This window comes from Pseudomonas sp. CIP-10, assembly GCF_020911845.1.
Taxonomy (GTDB): domain Bacteria; phylum Pseudomonadota; class Gammaproteobacteria; order Pseudomonadales; family Pseudomonadaceae; genus Aquipseudomonas; species Aquipseudomonas alloputida.
This window is the reverse complement of sequence record NZ_CP087160.1, coordinates 5096032-5112472: the sequence shown is the minus strand read 5'-3', so window position 1 is coordinate 5112472 and position 16441 is coordinate 5096032. Positions and strand designations below refer to the sequence as shown.

14 protein-coding genes are annotated in these 16441 nt (G+C 62.6%); 7 read left to right on the top strand and 7 right to left on the bottom strand.

The window, feature by feature from the left end:
- The first annotated feature begins 83 nt into the window (after window positions 1-83).
- Window positions 84-1751: a gamma-glutamyltransferase gene (gene ggt / locus LMH93_RS23085; RefSeq protein WP_230064615.1), complete on the top strand. Its 1668-nt coding sequence runs from the start codon at window positions 84-86 to the stop codon at window positions 1749-1751.
- A 121-nt stretch (window positions 1752-1872) separates the two neighbouring features.
- Here ggt and LMH93_RS23080 read toward each other — a convergent pair whose 3' ends face one another.
- The gene (locus LMH93_RS23080) at window positions 1873-3792 is read right to left on the bottom strand and encodes a methyl-accepting chemotaxis protein (protein ID WP_003251595.1); all 1920 of its coding nucleotides are present in this window, start codon (window positions 3790-3792) and stop codon (window positions 1873-1875) included.
- A gap of 171 nt (window positions 3793-3963) precedes the next feature.
- Window positions 3964-4848 (bottom strand): KPN_02809 family neutral zinc metallopeptidase, encoded by an 885-nt coding sequence (ypfJ, locus tag LMH93_RS23075; RefSeq protein ID WP_230064614.1) that lies wholly within the window; start codon window positions 4846-4848, stop codon window positions 3964-3966.
- A 200-nt stretch (window positions 4849-5048) separates the two neighbouring features.
- On the opposite strand from ypfJ, the gene pcaH reads away from it, so the two are divergent.
- Both pcaH and pcaG read left to right on the top strand, forming a co-directional pair.
- Window positions 5049-5768, top strand: a complete 720-nt coding sequence (gene pcaH, locus LMH93_RS23070; RefSeq protein ID WP_009682255.1) for a protocatechuate 3,4-dioxygenase subunit beta — start codon at window positions 5049-5051, stop codon at window positions 5766-5768.
- Between the two features lie 10 nt (window positions 5769-5778).
- Entirely contained in the window at window positions 5779-6384 is a 606-nt protein-coding gene (gene pcaG / locus LMH93_RS23065; RefSeq protein ID WP_003251601.1) for a protocatechuate 3,4-dioxygenase subunit alpha, read from the top strand.
- A gap of 187 nt (window positions 6385-6571) precedes the next feature.
- On the opposite strand, the gene trmA is transcribed toward pcaG, so the two are convergent.
- The 3 genes from trmA to LMH93_RS23050 all read right to left on the bottom strand — a co-directional run bounded on the left by trmA (window position 6572) and on the right by LMH93_RS23050 (window position 10399).
- The gene (gene trmA, locus LMH93_RS23060) at window positions 6572-7657 is read right to left on the bottom strand and encodes a tRNA (uridine(54)-C5)-methyltransferase TrmA (protein WP_054889683.1); all 1086 of its coding nucleotides are present in this window, start codon (window positions 7655-7657) and stop codon (window positions 6572-6574) included.
- The gene (locus LMH93_RS23055) at window positions 7654-8949 is read right to left on the bottom strand and encodes an NCS2 family permease (protein WP_003251606.1); all 1296 of its coding nucleotides are present in this window, start codon (window positions 8947-8949) and stop codon (window positions 7654-7656) included. Before LMH93_RS23055 ends, trmA begins: the two co-directional genes overlap by 4 nt.
- Before the next feature lie 229 nt (window positions 8950-9178).
- Window positions 9179-10399 (bottom strand): MFS transporter, encoded by a 1221-nt coding sequence (locus tag LMH93_RS23050; protein WP_010955310.1) that lies wholly within the window; start codon window positions 10397-10399, stop codon window positions 9179-9181.
- 343 nt (window positions 10400-10742) lie between these two features.
- Between LMH93_RS23050 and LMH93_RS23045 the strand changes: the two genes are divergently transcribed.
- From LMH93_RS23045 to LMH93_RS23035, 3 genes are read left to right on the top strand one after another with little or no spacing between them, the layout of a single operon-like run.
- A complete protein-coding gene (locus LMH93_RS23045) occupies window positions 10743-12179 on the top strand; it encodes a cytochrome ubiquinol oxidase subunit I (protein WP_003251610.1) in 1437 nt (478 codons plus the stop codon).
- A 3-nt stretch (window positions 12180-12182) separates the two neighbouring features.
- Window positions 12183-13190, top strand: coding sequence for a cytochrome d ubiquinol oxidase subunit II (gene cydB, locus LMH93_RS23040; protein WP_003251612.1), 1008 nt, complete (start codon window positions 12183-12185; stop codon window positions 13188-13190).
- A 9-nt stretch (window positions 13191-13199) separates the two neighbouring features.
- Window positions 13200-13355 carry a DUF2474 domain-containing protein gene (locus tag LMH93_RS23035; protein ID WP_003251614.1) on the top strand — a complete coding sequence of 52 codons (156 nt, stop codon included), beginning with the start codon at window positions 13200-13202 and terminating at the stop codon, window positions 13353-13355.
- 105 nt (window positions 13356-13460) lie between these two features.
- On the opposite strand, the gene LMH93_RS23030 is transcribed toward LMH93_RS23035, so the two are convergent.
- Complete coding sequence (locus LMH93_RS23030) at window positions 13461-14585, bottom strand: methyltransferase (RefSeq protein ID WP_054889685.1); 1125 nt, start codon at window positions 14583-14585, stop codon at window positions 13461-13463.
- Between the two features lie 96 nt (window positions 14586-14681).
- A complete protein-coding gene (locus LMH93_RS23025; protein ID WP_003251617.1) occupies window positions 14682-15389 on the bottom strand; it encodes an autoinducer binding domain-containing protein in 708 nt (235 codons plus the stop codon).
- 215 nt (window positions 15390-15604) lie between these two features.
- Here LMH93_RS23025 and LMH93_RS23020 point away from each other — a divergent pair, with 215 nt between their 5' ends.
- Window positions 15605-16381: a ferredoxin--NADP reductase gene (locus tag LMH93_RS23020; protein ID WP_003251619.1), complete on the top strand. Its 777-nt coding sequence runs from the start codon at window positions 15605-15607 to the stop codon at window positions 16379-16381.
- Window positions 16382-16441 lie beyond the last annotated feature (60 nt).

Below are 16441 nucleotides of genomic sequence, written 5' to 3'. Positions count from 1 at the left end.
GCGAAACTTCCGACGGTTGATTGCACAGTCGAAGCGCTTCGGCCTTACTGACTGCTCAACAAAAACAACACCAAGGAAGTGTCATGCGTATTGTCCCTTTCCAGTATCTGGCTCTCGCAGCCGCGATCCTGAGCTGTTCCTCAGTTTACGCCGCCACCCTGGAGGGCGGCGCGGTGGCCGCCCCCGATCAATATGGTGCACAGGTGGCCGCCGATATTCTGAAAAAGGGCGGCAACGCGGTGGACGCGGCAGTAGCGACCGCCTTCACCCTGGCGGTGACTTACCCAGAGGCCGGTAATATCGGCGGTGGCGGCTTCATGACCCTGTTTGTCGATGGCAAGCCTTACTTCCTCGACTACCGCGAAGTCGCGCCCAAGGCCGCCACGCGCAACATGTACCTGGACGACAAGGGCGAGGTCATCGAGAACCTCAGCCTGGTTGGGGCACGCGCCGCAGGCGTACCCGGTACGGTAATGGGCCTGTGGGAGGCGCACCAGAAGTTCGGCAAGCTGCCCTGGAGCGAGTTGCTGACCCCGGCCATCGGCTATGCGAAAAATGGCTTCAAGGTGGCGGAAAAGCAGTACCAGTACCGCAACGATGCCCAAGGCATGTTCAAGACGGCGACCAACTTCAACGATTACTTCGGCAACATGAAGGTCGGCGAGCTGTTCAAGCAGCCGGAAATGGCCCAGACCCTGGAGCGTATAGCCGACAAGGGCGTGAGCGAGTTCTATCAAGGCAAGACCGCCGATTTGCTGGTGGCGCAGATGCAGGCTGACAAAGGCCTGATTACCAAAGATGACCTCAAGGATTACAAGGCGGTATGGCGTGAACCGATGGCCGTGAGCTGGCGTGGCAATGTGGTGTATACCGCGCCACCGCCGAGCTCAGGCGGTGTGGCGCTGGCCCAGTTGCTGGGCATCAAGGAAGACCGCGCGGCCGACTTTAAAGGGGTGGCGCATAACTCGGCGCAGTACATCCACCTGCTGGCCGAGATCGAGAAGCGGGTGTTCGCCGACCGCGCCGACTACCTGGGCGACCCGGCCTTCACCAAGGTGCCGGTGGACCAGTTGGTGGCCAAGGATTACCTGGCCAACCGCGCAGCCCAGGTCAACCCGAAGGCCATTTCCGCAACCGACAAAGTCAAGCCGGGCCTTGAACCGCACCAGACCACGCATTTCTCGATCGTCGACAAGCAGGGCAACGCGGTCAGCAATACCTACACCCTCAACCTCGACTACGGCAGTGGCGTCGTGGTGAAGGGTGCCGGTTTCCTGCTCAACGACGAGATGGATGACTTCAGCGCCAAGCCGGGGGCGGCGAACGCCTTTGGCGTGGTCGGCGGTGATGCCAACGCGATCGAACCGGGCAAGCGCATGCTGTCGTCGATGAGCCCCAGCCTGATGACCCGCGATGGCAAGGTCGAGCTGGTTATCGGTACCCCGGGTGGCTCGCGGATCTTCACCTCGATCTTCCAGGTGATGAACAACCTGTACGACTACGGCATGCCGCTGGACAAGGCGGTGGCGGCGCAGCGCGTGCACCATCAGTTGCTGCCCAAGGACACCATCTACTTCGACAGCTATGCGCCGCTGACCGGGCGGGTAGCTGAGGAGCTGAAGAAGATGGGCTATGTGCTGGAGGACCAGGGCTGGGAGATGGGCGACATCCAGGCGATCCGCGTCGATGGGGCGAAGCTTGAGACCGCTTCCGACCCACGTGGGCGTGGGGTAGGGATGATCGTCAAGTAGTACCTGTCAGAACGCCGGGAGGGCTTTGCCCTCCTATCGCGACACAAGGCCGCTCCCACGAGGACCTGCGTTGGGGCCTTGTGTCGCGAAAGGGCCGCAAAGCGGCCCCAGGTTCCAAAGGTCAGACGCGGAACTGGCTGACCAGTGTCTGCAACTGCCCACCCAACCGCGCCAGCTCCACACTCGACGCTGCCGTCTCGTCACTGGCTGCTGCGGTTTGCTCTGACACATCACGCACATTCAGGATGCTTCGGCTGATCTCTTCAGCCACCGCACTCTGCTGCTCTGCCGCCGCAGCAATCTGCTGGTTCATCGACTGGATGCTCGATACCGTACTGGTAATGCTCTCCAGCGATGACCCGGCCTTTCGCGCCAGTTCGACGCTGCTGTCGGTCAGGGTACGGCTGCCCTGCATGGCATTCGCCACTTGCTGGGTACCGTGCTGCAGGCTGGCAATCAGTTCTTCGATCTCTTCGGTAGACTTCTGCGTGCGCTGGGCCAGGCCGCGCACTTCGTCGGCAACCACGGCAAAGCCACGGCCTGCCTCGCCGGCACGCGCTGCCTCGATCGCTGCGTTGAGCGCCAGCAGGTTGGTCTGTTCGGCCACCGACTTGATCACGTCCATCACGCTACCAATTTTCTGGCTTTCCTGCTGCAGCAGGTTCATGGCCTCGGTGGAACGGTGCATGTCTTCGGCCAGGCGTTCGATCTGGCCAATCGCTTCGCCCACCACGCGGTCGCCGGCACGGGCTTCGTCATCGGCACCTGTAGCTGCATGTGAGGCCTGCTCGGCATTGCGCGCCACTTCCTGAACGGTAGCGGCCATTTCGTGCATGGCGGTGGCCACCTGGTCGGTCTCGACTTTCTGGCTGTTGGCGCCCGCGCTGGTCTGTTCGGTGACTGCCGACAGCTCTTCGGCGGCGCTGGCAATCTGGGTGACGCCATCGCGGATGCCGCTGATCAGCTCGCGCAGGGTGGTGCCCATGCGCGCGATGCCTTGCTGCAGCACGCCCAGTTCGTCACGGCGGGTGACGCGCATGTGCTGGGTAAGGTCGCCACTGGCGATTTTTTCCACGGCCACCAGGGTGTCTTGCAACGGGCGGGTGATCTGGCGGGTGATCAGCACCGCCGCCAGCACGCCGACCAGCAGCGCCAGCAGTGTGGCGATGGCCTGCAGGCTGCGGGCCTGGGTACTCTCGATGTCACGGCGCTCTAGCTGGATCTGGTACAACGCGTCGCTGCGCTTGACGATGTCGGCACCCTGCACGGTCATTTCGGCGCGCGAGGTGGTGATGTTGGCAACCGCGTCGCGGAACTGGCGTACGGCGTCACGATAGGCCAGTACTGCGTTTTCGAACTGTTGCAGGCGCGCGTCTTCGCTGGGCAGCTGGCGCTTGAGGTTGTCGATATCGGCCAGTGCTGCATCCAGCTGGCGCAGGGCGGCCTGCTCGTTGGCGCTGCTGTTCTCGGCGATGTAGCCACGCACATCGATGCGTACCTGCAGCAATTGCTGGCGGGCCTTGCTGATCAGCTGGTACTGAGCCAGGCGCGCACTGTCAGCCTCGGGGCGAGCCATCACCTCCTGGCTGAGCGCATCCATGGCCTGGTCGGCGCGGATGGCCGAGCTGTTCATGGAAACGCGCGCTGCGCGGGTGGCGTCGTAGCCCTGGCGCATCTTGTTCAGCGACAGCTTGTAGGCGCTGATGGTATCGCCAAGCTCACCCAGCAGCTTGACGTTCTCCGGGCTTTTGAAGGTGGTGGCCAGGTAGGCCTGCTGCTTGCTGAATGCGTCCAGCTTGGCCAGGGTGTTGGCGGCGGCGGTATCGTCGCCGTTGGCGATCATGTACTGCAGGCGCGCAATGCGCAGATCGGTGAGGTCCTTGTTCAACTGGCCAATATCGCCCATCCAGTTGCTACGGTCGATCAGGCTGCCCAGGCTGGTCCAGCCGGTGAGGGCCAGCAGGCCAGTGAGGACCAGCACCAGGCCGAAGCCCAGGCCGAGTTTAAGGTTGACGCTGATGTTGGCGAACCAGCTGTTCATGCACGCTCTCCAGAAGTTGATTTCGCTCTCTTGATCTTCGATCGCCAGGCGTTGTTGTTCTGGATGCCCGCTGATTCGTGCAGGGGTTATCGGCCATGATTGGGGAAGCTGAAACGCTTTTTCAGCAAAATGTCAGCAAGCGGTCTCACGCGGTCCCTGTTGCACCGGGTATCAGAGGGTGCGTGCACTGAAGGTGTCGCAGCGGTTCACTTCACCTTCGGCAAACCCGGCCTTGAACCAGCGCACCCGCTGCGCCGAGGTACCGTGGGTGAACGAGTCTGGCACTACGCGCCCGCGGCTTTGCTGCTGCAGGCGGTCGTCGCCAATGGCATTGGCCGCATTCAGCGCTTCCTCGACATCGCCTGGCTCCAGCCAGTTCAGGCGTTTCTGCGCCTGGTATGCCCATACCCCGGCCAGACAGTCGGCCTGCAACTCCTGGCGCACCAACAGGCCGTTGTCGCCCTCCATGCGCTGGCCGGCGCGTCGTGCGGCGTCGACCTTGGCCGAAACGCCCAGCAGTGTCTGCACATGGTGACCGATTTCATGGGCGATCACGTAGGCCTGGGCGAAGTCGCCAGCTGCAGCGAAGCGGGTTTCCATTTCACGGAAGAACGACATGTCCAGGTACACCCGCTGGTCCGCCGGGCAATAGAACGGCCCGACCGCTGCCGAGGCAAAACCACAGGCCGAATTGACCTGGCCGCTGAACAGGACCAGTTTGGGGTCACGGTATTGTTTGCCGGCCTGGGCGAACAGGGCTTTCCAGGTGTCCTCAGTGTCGCCCAGAATCGAGGCGACGAACTCGGCCTGCTGGTCGTTGGCCGGGGGGGCCTTGGCGCTTGTACCACTGGGGGCCGTTTGCTGTTGCTCCATCTGGCCGGTGAGCTGGCCAAGAATCTGCAGCGGGTCCTGCCCGGTGAGCCAGCCGATGCCGATGATCAGCAGAATCGCCCCGAGCCCCAGCCCCTTGCCGCCGCCGAAGCGCATGCCGCCACCGCCACCTTCGCCCCGGGCATCGACCACGTTGTCGCTGCGTCGGCCTTTTCGCCATTCCATGAATGCTCTCCCGAGCGTGAAACAAGAAGTCAAAGATTAGTTCAGGAAAGCGGCAGGTGTCAGGCAAAGGTGTTAAGCCATAACCATTTGGTTATGTATGAGGTGGTCGATTTCAATATTCATCGCGCGCGACCTGCCGGAAACTGCAAGTCCGCCTGCCACGCCCAGGCGTTCTCATAATTCCAAGAGAGGAAACCGGCATGCCCGCCCAGGACAACAGCCGCTTCGTGATCCGTGATCGCAACTGGCACCCTAAAGCCCTTACGCCTGACTACAAGACCTCCGTTGCCCGCTCGCCGCGCCAGGCACTGGTCAGCATTCCGCAGTCGATCAGCGAAACCACTGGTCCGGACTTTTCCCACCTGGGCTTCGGCGCCCACGACCATGACCTGCTGCTGAACTTCAATAATGGTGGGCTGCCCATTGGCGAGCGCATCATCGTCGCCGGCCGTGTCGTCGACCAGTACGGCAAGCCTGTGCCGAACACTCTGGTGGAGATGTGGCAAGCCAACGCCGGCGGCCGCTATCGCCACAAGAACGATCGCTACCTGGCGCCGCTGGACCCGAACTTCGGTGGTGTTGGCCGGTGCCTGACCGACCGTGACGGCTACTACAGCTTCCGCACCATCAAGCCGGGCCCGTACCCATGGCGCAACGGCCCGAACGACTGGCGCCCGGCGCATATCCACTTCGCCATCAGCGGCCCATCGATCGCCACCAAGCTGATCACCCAGCTGTACTTCGAAGGTGACCCGCTGATCCCGATGTGCCCGATCGTCAAGTCGATCGCCAACCCGCAAGCCGTGCAGCAGTTGATCGCCAAGCTCGACATGAGCAACGCCAACCCGATGGACTGCCTGGCCTACCGCTTCGACATCGTGCTGCGCGGCCAGCGCAAGACCCACTTCGAAAACTGCTGAGGACCCCGCCATGCCAATCGAACTGCTGCCGGAAACCCCTTCGCAGACTGCCGGCCCCTACGTGCACATCGGCCTGGCCCTGGAAGCGGCCGGCAACCCGACCCGCGATCAGGAAATCTGGAACCGCCTGGCCAAGCCAGACGCGCCAGGCGAGCACATTCTGCTGCTCGGCCAGGTGTATGACGGTAATGGCCACCTGGTGCGCGACTCGTTCCTGGAAGTGTGGCAGGCCGACGCTAACGGCGAGTACCAGGATGCCTACAACCTGGAAAACGCCTTCAACAGCTTCGGCCGCACCGCCACGACCTTCGATGCCGGTGAGTGGACGCTGCACACGGTCAAGCCGGGTGTGGTGAACAACGCTGCGGGCGTGCCGATGGCGCCGCACATCAACATCAGCCTGTTTGCCCGTGGCATCAACATCCACCTGCACACGCGCCTGTATTTCGATGATGAGGCCCAGGCCAATGCCAAGTGCCCGGTGCTCAACCTGATCGAGCAGCCGCAGCGGCGTGAAACCTTGATTGCCAAGCGTTGCGAAGTGGATGGGAAGACGGCGTACCGCTTTGATATCCGTATTCAGGGGGAAGGGGAGACCGTTTTCTTCGACTTCTGAGGTGACGCTTGGGGCCGCTCTGCGGCCCATTCGCGGGCAAGCCCGCTCCTACAACGATCTGCGTACGCCGAGCAATGGCTGTGCACCGAGCAATCGGCTGTACGCTGAGCAATGGGCTGTACGCCGATCAATGTAGGAGCGGGCTTGCCCGCGAATGGGCTGCAAAGCAGCCCCGGCAATACAACGATCAGCGCCGAACCAGCAGAACCCCACTCTCCATATGGTGGGTGTACGGGAACTGGTCAAACAATGCACAGCGCTCGATGCGGTGGGTGTCCTGCAACTGGGCGATGTTCGCTGCCAGCGTTTCCGGGTTGCACGAGATGTACAGGATGCGTTCGAAACGCCGGGTCAGCTCGCAGGTATCCGGGTCCATCCCTGCCCGCGGTGGGTCGACGAACACTGTGCCGAACTCATAGCGCTTCAGGTCGATGCCTTCCAGGCGACGGAACGGCCGCACCTCATTCAGTGCCTGGGTCAGCTCCTCTGCCGACAAGCGTACCAGCCGCACGTTATCCACAGCGTTTTCGTCAAGGTTGCTCAGTGCGGCATTGACCGACGTCTTGCTGATTTCGGTGGCCAGCACCTGGCGTACACGCGTGGCCAGCGGCAGGGTGAAGTTGCCGTTGCCGCAATACAGTTCCAGCAAGTCATCCTCACGATCGCCCATGGCCTCGAAGGCCCAGCTGAGCATCTTCTGGTTCACTGCGCCGTTGGGCTGAGTGAACGCACCCTCCGGCTGGCGGTAACTGAACACGCGGCCAGCCACATCGAGTTTTTCCACCGCGTAGTCGCGGCCGATAACCAGGCGCTTGCCCTTGGAACGGCCGATGACGCTCACCCCCAGCGCTTCAGCCAGTTGCCGTGCTTCCACTTCCCAGGCCTCGTCCAGCGGGCGGTGATAGCACATCGTGATCATCGCATCGCCAGCCAGGGTGGTGAGGAACTCCACCTGGAACAGGCGGTTGCCCAGTTCTTCGCTGGCCTGCCAGGCTGCCTTCAGGCGTGGCATCAACGCGTTGATGCGTTCGCTGGCAATGGGGAAATCGTCGATCAGGATTGCTTTGTGCTTCTCGCCTGGGGCGAACATGGCGTAGTGGCGCTGGCCATCCTCGCGCCACAGACGGAACTCGGCGCGCAGGCGGTAATGCTCGCGCGGTGAGTCGAAAACAGCCGGTTCCGGCGCGCCGAATGGCGCCAGCAGCTCGCGCAGCCGGGCCACCTTGGCGTCCAGTTGGGTGGCGTAGGAGGAGGGGTCGAAAGCAGCACTCATGCGTTGAACCAGCCTAGCTTGATGACGAACAGGATGGAAAGGATCACCAGGGCCGGGTTCAGGTCGCGACGGCGGCCGGAAATCAGTTTGACGGCGGTCCAGGCGATGAAGCCGAAGGCGATACCATTGGCGATCGAGTACGTCAGCGGCATGGCCAAGGCAGTTACCACCACCGGTGCGGCTTCGGTGACGTCGTCCCAGTTTATTTCCGCCAGGCCCGAGGCCATCAGCACCGCGACGAACAGCAGCGCCGGAGCGGTGGCGAACGCCGGCACGCTGCCGGCCAGCGGGGCGAAGAACAGCGCCAGCAGGAACAGCACGGCAACCACGATGGCCGTCAGGCCGGTGCGGCCACCGGCGCTCACACCCGCAGCGGACTCGATATAGCTGGTGGTGGTCGAGGTGCCCAGCAGGGAGCCGGCCATGGCGGCGGTGCTGTCGGCGATCAGGGCGCGGCCCATCTTCGGCATGTGGCCGTCCTTGCCCATCAGGCCGGCGCGCTTGGCCACGGCGATCAGGGTGCCGGAGTTGTCGAACAGGTCGACGAACAGGAACGCGAAGATCACGCTGATCAGGCCCACATCGAGGGCACCGGCGATGTCCAGCTGCAGGAAGGTGGGTGCCAGCGAAGGTGGCATCGACACGATCCCGCCGAACGGCGTGACGCCCATGGCGATCGACGCGACGGTGACGGCCAGGATGCCGATCAGCACCGCGCCGCGCACTTTCAGCGACTCAAGGCCGACGATCAGGAAGAAGCCCAGTGTGGCGAGAATCACCGACGGCTGCTTGAGGTCGCCCATGCCCACCAAAGTGGCTGGGTTATCGACGACGATACCGGCGTTATGCAGGGCGATCAGTGCCAGGAACAGGCCGATACCGGCGGCAATCGCCGAACGCAGCGGCAGCGGGATGCTGTTCACGATCCACTCGCGGATGCGGAAGATCGACAGCAGGAAGAACATCACCGCCGACAGGAACACGGCACCCAGTGCCACCTGCCAGGTGTGGCCCATGTGCAGCACCACGGTGTAGGTGAAGAACGCGTTCAGGCCCATGCCCGGTGCCAGGGCGATCGGGTAGTTGGCAATCAGGCCCATGGTGGCGGAGCCGATGGCCGCTGCCAGGCAGGTGGCAACGAAGATCGCGCCTTTGTCCATGCCGGTCTCGCCGAGGATGCTCGGGTTGACGAACAGGATGTAGGCCATGGCCAGGAAGGTGGTGACGCCCGCGAGAATCTCGGTGCGCACGTTGGTGTTGTGTGCTCTTAGTTGAAACAGCCTTTCCAGCATGCCCGCTCCCCAAGGCGCCCCCGGCGCCATGAATGTATCGACCCCATCAGCAAAGCACAGACCGTACCGGATGCTGTGGTTTTGTGTGGGGAGGAAAAAAGCCGCGCATGATACCAGCATGCATGGCGGGGGCCTATGGCCGTTGGGGAATGGGTTTTTCTGGCCCTGCGCGGGTAACGTCCCCTGCAGGCGCGGGCTTGCCCGCGAACAGGCCGGCACGGGTGACGCATCACCCGTTATGCAACCGATCCCGCTTGGCCAGGGTAGGGAACAGTTTTATCCACACCCCGGTCACCACCAAGGTGCCCACCCCGCCCAGCACTACCGCCGGCACTGTACCAAACCAGTGCGCGGTCACCCCCGATTCGAACTCACCGAGCTGGTTCGAGGCACCGATGAACAAGCCGTTCACTGCGCTCACCCGCCCACGCATTTCATCCGGTGTCTCCAGCTGCACGAACGAACTGCGAATGACCATGCTGATCATGTCTGCCGCACCCAGTACCACCAGTACCGCCAGCGAGAACCAGAACGAGGTCGACAGGCCGAAGGCGATGGTTGCCACGCCGAACACGCCGACCGCAGTGAACATCGTCCGCCCGACGTTGCGCTGGAACGGGAAGCGCGCCAGCCAGAGCGACATCAGCAACGCCCCCACCGCTGGCGCCGAGCGCAACAGGCCAAGCCCCATCGGACCGGTCAGCAGGATGTCTTTGGCAAATACCGGCAGCAACGCGGTGGCCCCGCCCAACAATACGGCGAACAGGTCCAGCGAGATGGCGCCGAGGATGTCGGGCCGGCTGCGAATGAAGCGGATGCCAGCCAGCAGCGATTCGATGCTGGCGCGCCCGCGCTGTGCGACCTGGCCGCGCGCCTGCAGGCTCAGGGTCAGCACGCAGGCAATGGCGTACAAGGCCACCGTCGGGCCGTACACCCACATGCTGCCAAAGGCATACAGGAAACCGCCCACCGCCGGCGCCACGATGGTTGCCGACTGGGTGGCCGAGGCCGACGCCGCCACTGCCCGCGGGAACAGCCCGGCCGGTACCACATTGGGCAACAACGCCTGGGTTGCCGGCATTTCGAATGAGCGGCTGGCGCCGAGCAGGAAGGCCAGGGCAAAGATCAGTTCGCGGGTGACGTTGTCGGTGGCACTGCCCACCGCCAGCGCCAGGGCAATCAGCCCCTGAAGGCTTTGGCACAGGGCGGCGACCTTGCGCCTGTCATAGCGGTCGGCGACATGGCCGGTGTGCAGCATGAACAGCACCCGTGGGGCGAACTCGACCAGGCCGACCAGGCCCAGGTCCAGGACGTTGCCGGTCAATTGGTAGAGGTGCCAGCCGATGGCCACGGTGAGCATCTGGAAGCCGCTGGCGGTGAACACGCGGGCCAGCCAGAAGGCCAAAAAAGGACGATGGTGACGCAACAACTGCGGTGCGGAATCGGACATCGGAAACCAGGGGCCTCGGCGCAGTAGAGGGGGTGCGCAGCGTATCACCTGTTTGTAACAAACGGTTACTGTTTGCTCGGGTCGGCACTTTTCCACTGTTAATTAAAGAGGGTGAGGCAACAGGTCACGCGGCAATCCACCACACGGCCCACCGGGCCATTCGGGACTATGCTTCCTAGCATTAATTGATCTGGGTCAATCGTTCCAGATCAATGAAATGGCCGCCTGGCCGGAATCCCTGCGATCGAACAGAACAATTCAAACACGCCGTACTCGACCCAGTGGGGGCAGTGGGCGACGGGGCCACAAGCCCGGCCGCCGGATTATCTGAAGAGGAAGCACCATGTTCGGAATAGAAGCCTTAGAGCTCGCCCGAATGCAGTTTGCCTTTACCGTGTCGTTCCACATCCTGTTCCCGGCCATCACCATTGGCCTGGCCAGCTACCTGGCAGTCCTCGAAGGCCTATGGCTGCGGACCCACAACCAGGTCTACCGTGACCTCTATCACTTCTGGTCGAAGATCTTCGCCGTCAACTTCGGCATGGGCGTCGTCTCCGGCCTGGTCATGGCCTACCAGTTCGGCACCAACTGGAGCCGCTTCTCCGACTTTGCCGGCGCCGTCACCGGCCCGCTGCTCACCTACGAAGTACTGACTGCGTTCTTCCTCGAAGCCGGCTTCCTGGGCGTCATGCTGTTTGGCTGGAACCGCGTCGGCCGTGGTCTGCACTTCTTCTCCACGGTGATGGTAGCGCTCGGTACGCTGGTCTCGACCTTCTGGATTCTCGCCTCGAACAGCTGGATGCAAACCCCGCAAGGTCACGAGATCATCGATGGTCGGGTGGTGCCGGTGGACTGGTTTGCGGTGGTGTTCAACCCCTCCTTCCCCTACCGCCTGATGCACATGGCCACTGCCGCGTTCGTGTCCACCGCGTTCTTCGTCGGTGCCTCGGCGGCCTGGCACCTGCTGCGCGGGCGTGACAACCCGGCCGTGCGCAAGATGCTGTCGATGGCCATGTGGATGGCACTGATCGTCGCCCCGATTCAGGCAGTGATCGGCGATTTCCACGGCCTCAATACCCTCAAGCACCAGCCGGTGAAAATTGCCGCGATCGAAGGCCATTGGGAGAACGTGCCCGGTGAGCCGACGCCGCTGATCCTGTTCGGCATTCCCGACATGGAGGCCGAGACTACCCGGTTCAAGATCGAGATCCCGGCGCTCGGCAGCCTGATCCTGACTCACAGCCTGGACCAGCAGGTGCCGGCGATGAAGGAGTTCCCGCCTGAGGACCGGCCTAATTCGACCATTGTGTTCTGGTCGTTCCGGATCATGGTCGGGCTTGGTTTCCTGATGATCTTCGTTGGCCTGTGGAGCCTGTGGTTGCGCAAACGCGGCACGCTGTACAGTTCACGCCCGTTCCTGCATGTGGCCCTGTGGATGGGTCCATCCGGGCTGGTCGCGCTGCTGGCCGGCTGGTTCACCACCGAAATTGGCCGCCAGCCCTGGGTGGTGTACGGCCTGATGCGCACGGCGGACGGTGTTTCCAACCACAGCTACGCCCAGCTCGGCTTCACCCTTGTGGCGTTCGTGGTGGTGTACTTCGCCCTGTTTGGCACCGGCCTTGGCTACATGATGCGCCTGGTACGCAAAGGGCCGCAGACCGGCGAGGGTGACGAGCACACACCGGGAGGCCCAGGCCAGAAACGCACGCCGGCACGGCCTTTGTCCGCCGCCGATGATGGCCGCGAGGCCACCTCTGCCAGCCTGAACGAGGGGAACTGAACCATGGGTATCGACCTTCCACTGATCTGGGCCGTGATCATCATCTTCGGCGTCATGATGTACGTGGTGATGGACGGATTCGACCTGGGGATCGGCATGCTCTTCCCCTTCGTCAAGGGCGAGCAGGACCGTGATGTCATGATGAACACTGTCGCGCCGGTATGGGACGGCAACGAAACCTGGTTGATCCTGGGCGGTGCCGGACTGTTCGGTGCCTTCCCGATGGCGTATGCCGTGGTCCTCGAGGCCCTGTACCTGCCCCTGATCCTGATGCTGATCGGCCTGATTTTCCGAGGCGTGGCCTTCGAGTTCCGCTTCAAGGCCAAGGCCGACAAGCGGCACATCTGGGACAAGGCTTTTATCTGGGGTTCGCTGATCGCCACCTTCTTCCAGGGTGTGGCGCTGGGCGCGTTCCTGGAGGGGTTCAAGGTGGTCGACCGGCATTTTGCCGGTGGCACCCTGGACTGGCTGACCCCATTCAGCCTGTTCTGCGGGCTGGGGTTGATCGTGGCCTACACCTTGCTGGGTTGCACCTGGCTGATCATGAAGACCGAAGGGCCGCTGCAGCAGAAGATGCACGATATGGCCCGGCCGCTGGCGCTGGTGCTGCTGGTGGTGATCGGTATCGTCAGCCTGTGGACGCCCATCGCCTACCCGCAGATTGCCGACCGCTGGTTCAGCATGCCCAACCTGATCTGGTTCATGCCGGTACCGCTACTGGTGCTGGTGACCTTCTACGGGTTGCTCAAAGCGGTGGCACGCAACGCGCACTACACGCCGTTCCTGCTCACGCTGGTACTGATCTTCCTTGGCTACAGCGGCTTGGGAATCAGCCTGTGGCCTAACATCATCCCGCCGTCGATTTCGATCTGGGATGCCGCAGCGCCACCGCAAAGCCAGGGCTTCATGCTGGTGGGTACCCTGTTCATCCTGCCGTTTATCCTGATGTATACCTTCTGGAGCTACTATGTGTTCCGCGGCAAGGTCACCCACGAAGACGGCTACCACTAGGAGGGCCGCATGATGGCTGGCAAACATGGTTTGGAAGACAAGAAACCGCTGTGGCAGCGACTGGGCTGGCTGTTGCTGATCTGGGCAATGAGCGTCGCAGCGCTGGGTGTGGCGGCCTGGGTGATGCGGCTGTTCATGGGGGCGGCGGGCCTGACCACACATTGATAAAGAGCGGCAGCGGGCTTGCCCGCGAAGCAGGCAACGCGCTAGATGGCACCGGCGTTGCCGGTGTTCGCGGGCAAGCCCGCTCCTACGGGGGCGGTGGCGCGCCTACTTGCGGGCTTTCAGAATGACGAACTTGGGCGTTGCCGCCACCTGCTCCACCCCCCGGAACAACCGCGCCAGCTTGCTGTGATAGCCCAGGTGCCGGTTACCCACGATGTACAGCGCCCCACCTACCACCAGCGCTTCACGCGCCTGCTGGAACATGCGCCAGGCGAGGAAATCGCCCACTACCTGCTGTTGATGGAACGGCGGGTTGCACAGCACCACGTCCAGCGACTGCTTCTCCAGCCCGGCCAGGCCATCGGCCGCGAAGAAGGTCGCCGGGCGCTCGCCCAACGCTGCCAGCCAGTTCTCCTGCGCCGATTGCACTGCCATGTACGACTCGTCGACCAGGGTGTACTCGGCATCCGGGTTGGCCAGGGCGCTGGCGATCGCGAGTACGCCGTTGCCGCAGCCCAGGTCTGCCACCCGCGCACGGCCAAGGTCGCGTGGTAGATGCGGGAGGAACGCCCGCGTCCCGATATCCAGGCCTTCACGGCAGAACACGTTGGCGTGGTTGACCAAGTCAAGTGCCGGCGCGTCGAGGCGGTAGCAGCTGGGATAGGGGGACTTGGCGAGCGGCCGCTCGGCAACCGTTGCTGTCAGCAAACGGGCCTTTTTCAGTGCCAGCGAAGCCTGTACGGGGCCGATGTACTTCTCCATCAGGTCGCCGGCCGCCCGTGGCAGGTGCTTGATCATTGCCCCAGCAATCACCTGCGCACCGGGTGCCAGCTGGCCTTGCAGGCGGATCAGTTGTTCTTCGAGCAGGGCCAAGGTCTTGGGTACACGCACCAGCACCCGGTCGAACGGGCCTTGCCAGTGTTCGCTGGCCGGTACGAACGGCACACTGTCGAACGGCAGGCCATTGCGCACCAGGTTCTTTTCCAGGGCCAGGTGCCCCAGGTGCGAGTCACCGCTGCTGACCACCTGCAGCTGGCCCGCAAGGCTTGCAGCCAGGGCACCGAAGCTGTCATTGAGCACCAGTACCCGGCAATTGGCGTCGGGTGCCTGATCGTGTAGCTGCGCAAGCAGGTACTCGTCGGCGGCATCGAAGGCCTGCAACGGGTCGTTGGCCTGCTCCGGCTGGCGGATCAGGTCGAGTTCGGCGTAGGGGGTGGTCAACAGGGGCATGGCGTCTGGCTCGGGTACGAAACTGCCCGTTGCGGTTCGCTCCGGGCTTTGCCGGGCGATTCTACAGGGCTTTGCCCGAGGTCGCAGGTTCGAAGATCAGATCCAGCCACGCAAGGCGGCAATGGCAATGGCTCCGGCCTTGTTGGCTGCGTTGGTCTTGGTGATCACGCTGCGGATATGGAAATTGACCGTGCTTTGCGACAGCGAGAGGATGGAGGCAACATCGGCAGCGGTCTTGCCGGCGGCAGACCATTTCAGCACTTCCAGTTCACGCTCGCTCATTTTCGGCTGGGGTGGGCATAGCGCGTTCAGGTGGTGCTCGCCCAGTACCGCGTGAAGGGTGTGGCACAGCCACTGCACACTGCCGGCTTTGTCGTACAGTTCGAGCATATCGATGTGGCCGTTTGGCCGAGCGACACTGATCTGGCTCTCGTTGTGCTGCTGATCGTGAAGCGACTGTGTCCAGCCGTGGCGCAAGCCATGCTGGCAGGCCGTTTCGCGAAATTGCGGTGCTTCCTTGTACAGGTCATCGGTCCACAGCACCGGCGTCGTCGAGCTGTGGCTCAGGTTCGCTGCCGGGTCCAGCTTGTAGAAGTCGTCGCGCTGGTAACGCTCGATCCACTCAATTGGGTAGTTGCTGTAGAGGTACAGCCTTGGCGTTTGCGTAGCGATCTGAATGCGGATGTTCAGCCCAAGGTAATCCATGTCCAGGTCCTGAGCCAGATGGACTGCGATGTCGAATAGCTTCTGCGGGCTGCGTTCGCTGACGAACGCATGAAGATACTCGGGTTTCCAGTGAAGCATTTGAAACACTCCTTGGGGCGCGCAGGATCCAATCCGTTTGAGTACCCGGATGATTGTAGGAAAAGACCTACCATCTTGTTGGGATTTTTTTGTTATAGCGAACAGGATTTTCTGCGAGTTCGGCACGATCACCCTTGATGAGGCCCTACAAAGCGGTGGTTTTTATCCTGGCCACTTTAGGCGACACTGTGCACACGCCAACCTTGGAGCCCGATATGACCGCTAGCGCCGAAAAGTTCACTCGCCAGACACTGCTTGATGTTCAGCCACTGACGCCGAACCTCTTCAGCCTGCGGGTTACGCGCGATGCGGGGTTCCGCTTCCGTTCCGGCCAATTCGCCCGGCTAGGTGTGACCAAGGCCGATGGTAGTGTGGTGTGGCGCGCCTATTCCATGGTCAGCGCCCCCCATGACGAGCACCTGGATTTCTTTTCCATCGTGGTGCCAGGTGGTGAGTTCACCAGTGAGCTGAGCCGTTTGGGTGCAGGCGATACGTTGCTGATCGACCGACAGGCGTTCGGTTTCCTCACCCTCGACCGCTTCGTCGGTGGTCGTGACCTGTGGCTGCTGGCTACCGGTACCGGCATTGCGCCATTCATGTCGATCCTCCAGGACTTCGAGGCCTGGGAGCGCTTCGACAGCATCAAGCTGGTGTATTCAGTGCGCGAAGCGAAGGAGCTGGCCTATGTGGATGAAATTGCCGGGCTGGAACAGCGCGATTATCTGGCCGAGTACGCGGGCAAGTTGCAGTTCATTCCCGTGGTGACCCGTGAACAACACCCTGGGGCGTTGAATCAGCGGATTACGACGTTGATCGAGAATGGCGAGCTGGAGAGGGCGGCAGGGCTTGAACTGTCGCCGGAGCATTCTCGTGTGATGCTGTGCGGCAACCCGGAAATGATCGACGAAACCCGCAAGGTCCTCAAGGCGCGCGACCTGCAATTGAGCCTGAGCAAGCGGCCGGGGCAGGTGGCAGTCGAGAACTACTGGTAAGTCCATTGCGGCCGTTGCGGGCCTGTAGGCGCGGGTTTACCCGCGAAAGGGCCGGGCCTG

Excerpts from the sequence above, each read along its gene's own strand:
- ggt (WP_230064615.1), top strand. The coding sequence starts at position 84 with ATGCGTATTGTCCCTTTCCAGTATCTGGCTCTCGCAGCCGCGATCCTG.
- LMH93_RS23080 (WP_003251595.1), bottom strand. The coding sequence starts at position 3,792 with ATGAACAGCTGGTTCGCCAACATCAGCGTCAACCTTAAACTCGGCCTG.
- ypfJ (WP_230064614.1), bottom strand. The coding sequence starts at position 4,848 with ATGGAATGGCGAAAAGGCCGACGCAGCGACAACGTGGTCGATGCCCGG.
- pcaH (WP_009682255.1), top strand. The coding sequence starts at position 5,049 with ATGCCCGCCCAGGACAACAGCCGCTTCGTGATCCGTGATCGCAACTGG.
- pcaG (WP_003251601.1), top strand. The coding sequence starts at position 5,779 with ATGCCAATCGAACTGCTGCCGGAAACCCCTTCGCAGACTGCCGGCCCC.
- trmA (WP_054889683.1), bottom strand. The coding sequence starts at position 7,657 with ATGAGTGCTGCTTTCGACCCCTCCTCCTACGCCACCCAACTGGACGCC.
- LMH93_RS23055 (WP_003251606.1), bottom strand. The coding sequence starts at position 8,949 with ATGCTGGAAAGGCTGTTTCAACTAAGAGCACACAACACCAACGTGCGC.
- LMH93_RS23050 (WP_010955310.1), bottom strand. The coding sequence starts at position 10,399 with ATGTCCGATTCCGCACCGCAGTTGTTGCGTCACCATCGTCCTTTTTTG.
- LMH93_RS23045 (WP_003251610.1), top strand. The coding sequence starts at position 10,743 with ATGTTCGGAATAGAAGCCTTAGAGCTCGCCCGAATGCAGTTTGCCTTT.
- cydB (WP_003251612.1), top strand. The coding sequence starts at position 12,183 with ATGGGTATCGACCTTCCACTGATCTGGGCCGTGATCATCATCTTCGGC.
- LMH93_RS23035 (WP_003251614.1), top strand. The coding sequence starts at position 13,200 with ATGATGGCTGGCAAACATGGTTTGGAAGACAAGAAACCGCTGTGGCAG.
- LMH93_RS23030 (WP_054889685.1), bottom strand. The coding sequence starts at position 14,585 with ATGCCCCTGTTGACCACCCCCTACGCCGAACTCGACCTGATCCGCCAG.
- LMH93_RS23025 (WP_003251617.1), bottom strand. The coding sequence starts at position 15,389 with ATGCTTCACTGGAAACCCGAGTATCTTCATGCGTTCGTCAGCGAACGC.
- LMH93_RS23020 (WP_003251619.1), top strand. The coding sequence starts at position 15,605 with ATGACCGCTAGCGCCGAAAAGTTCACTCGCCAGACACTGCTTGATGTT.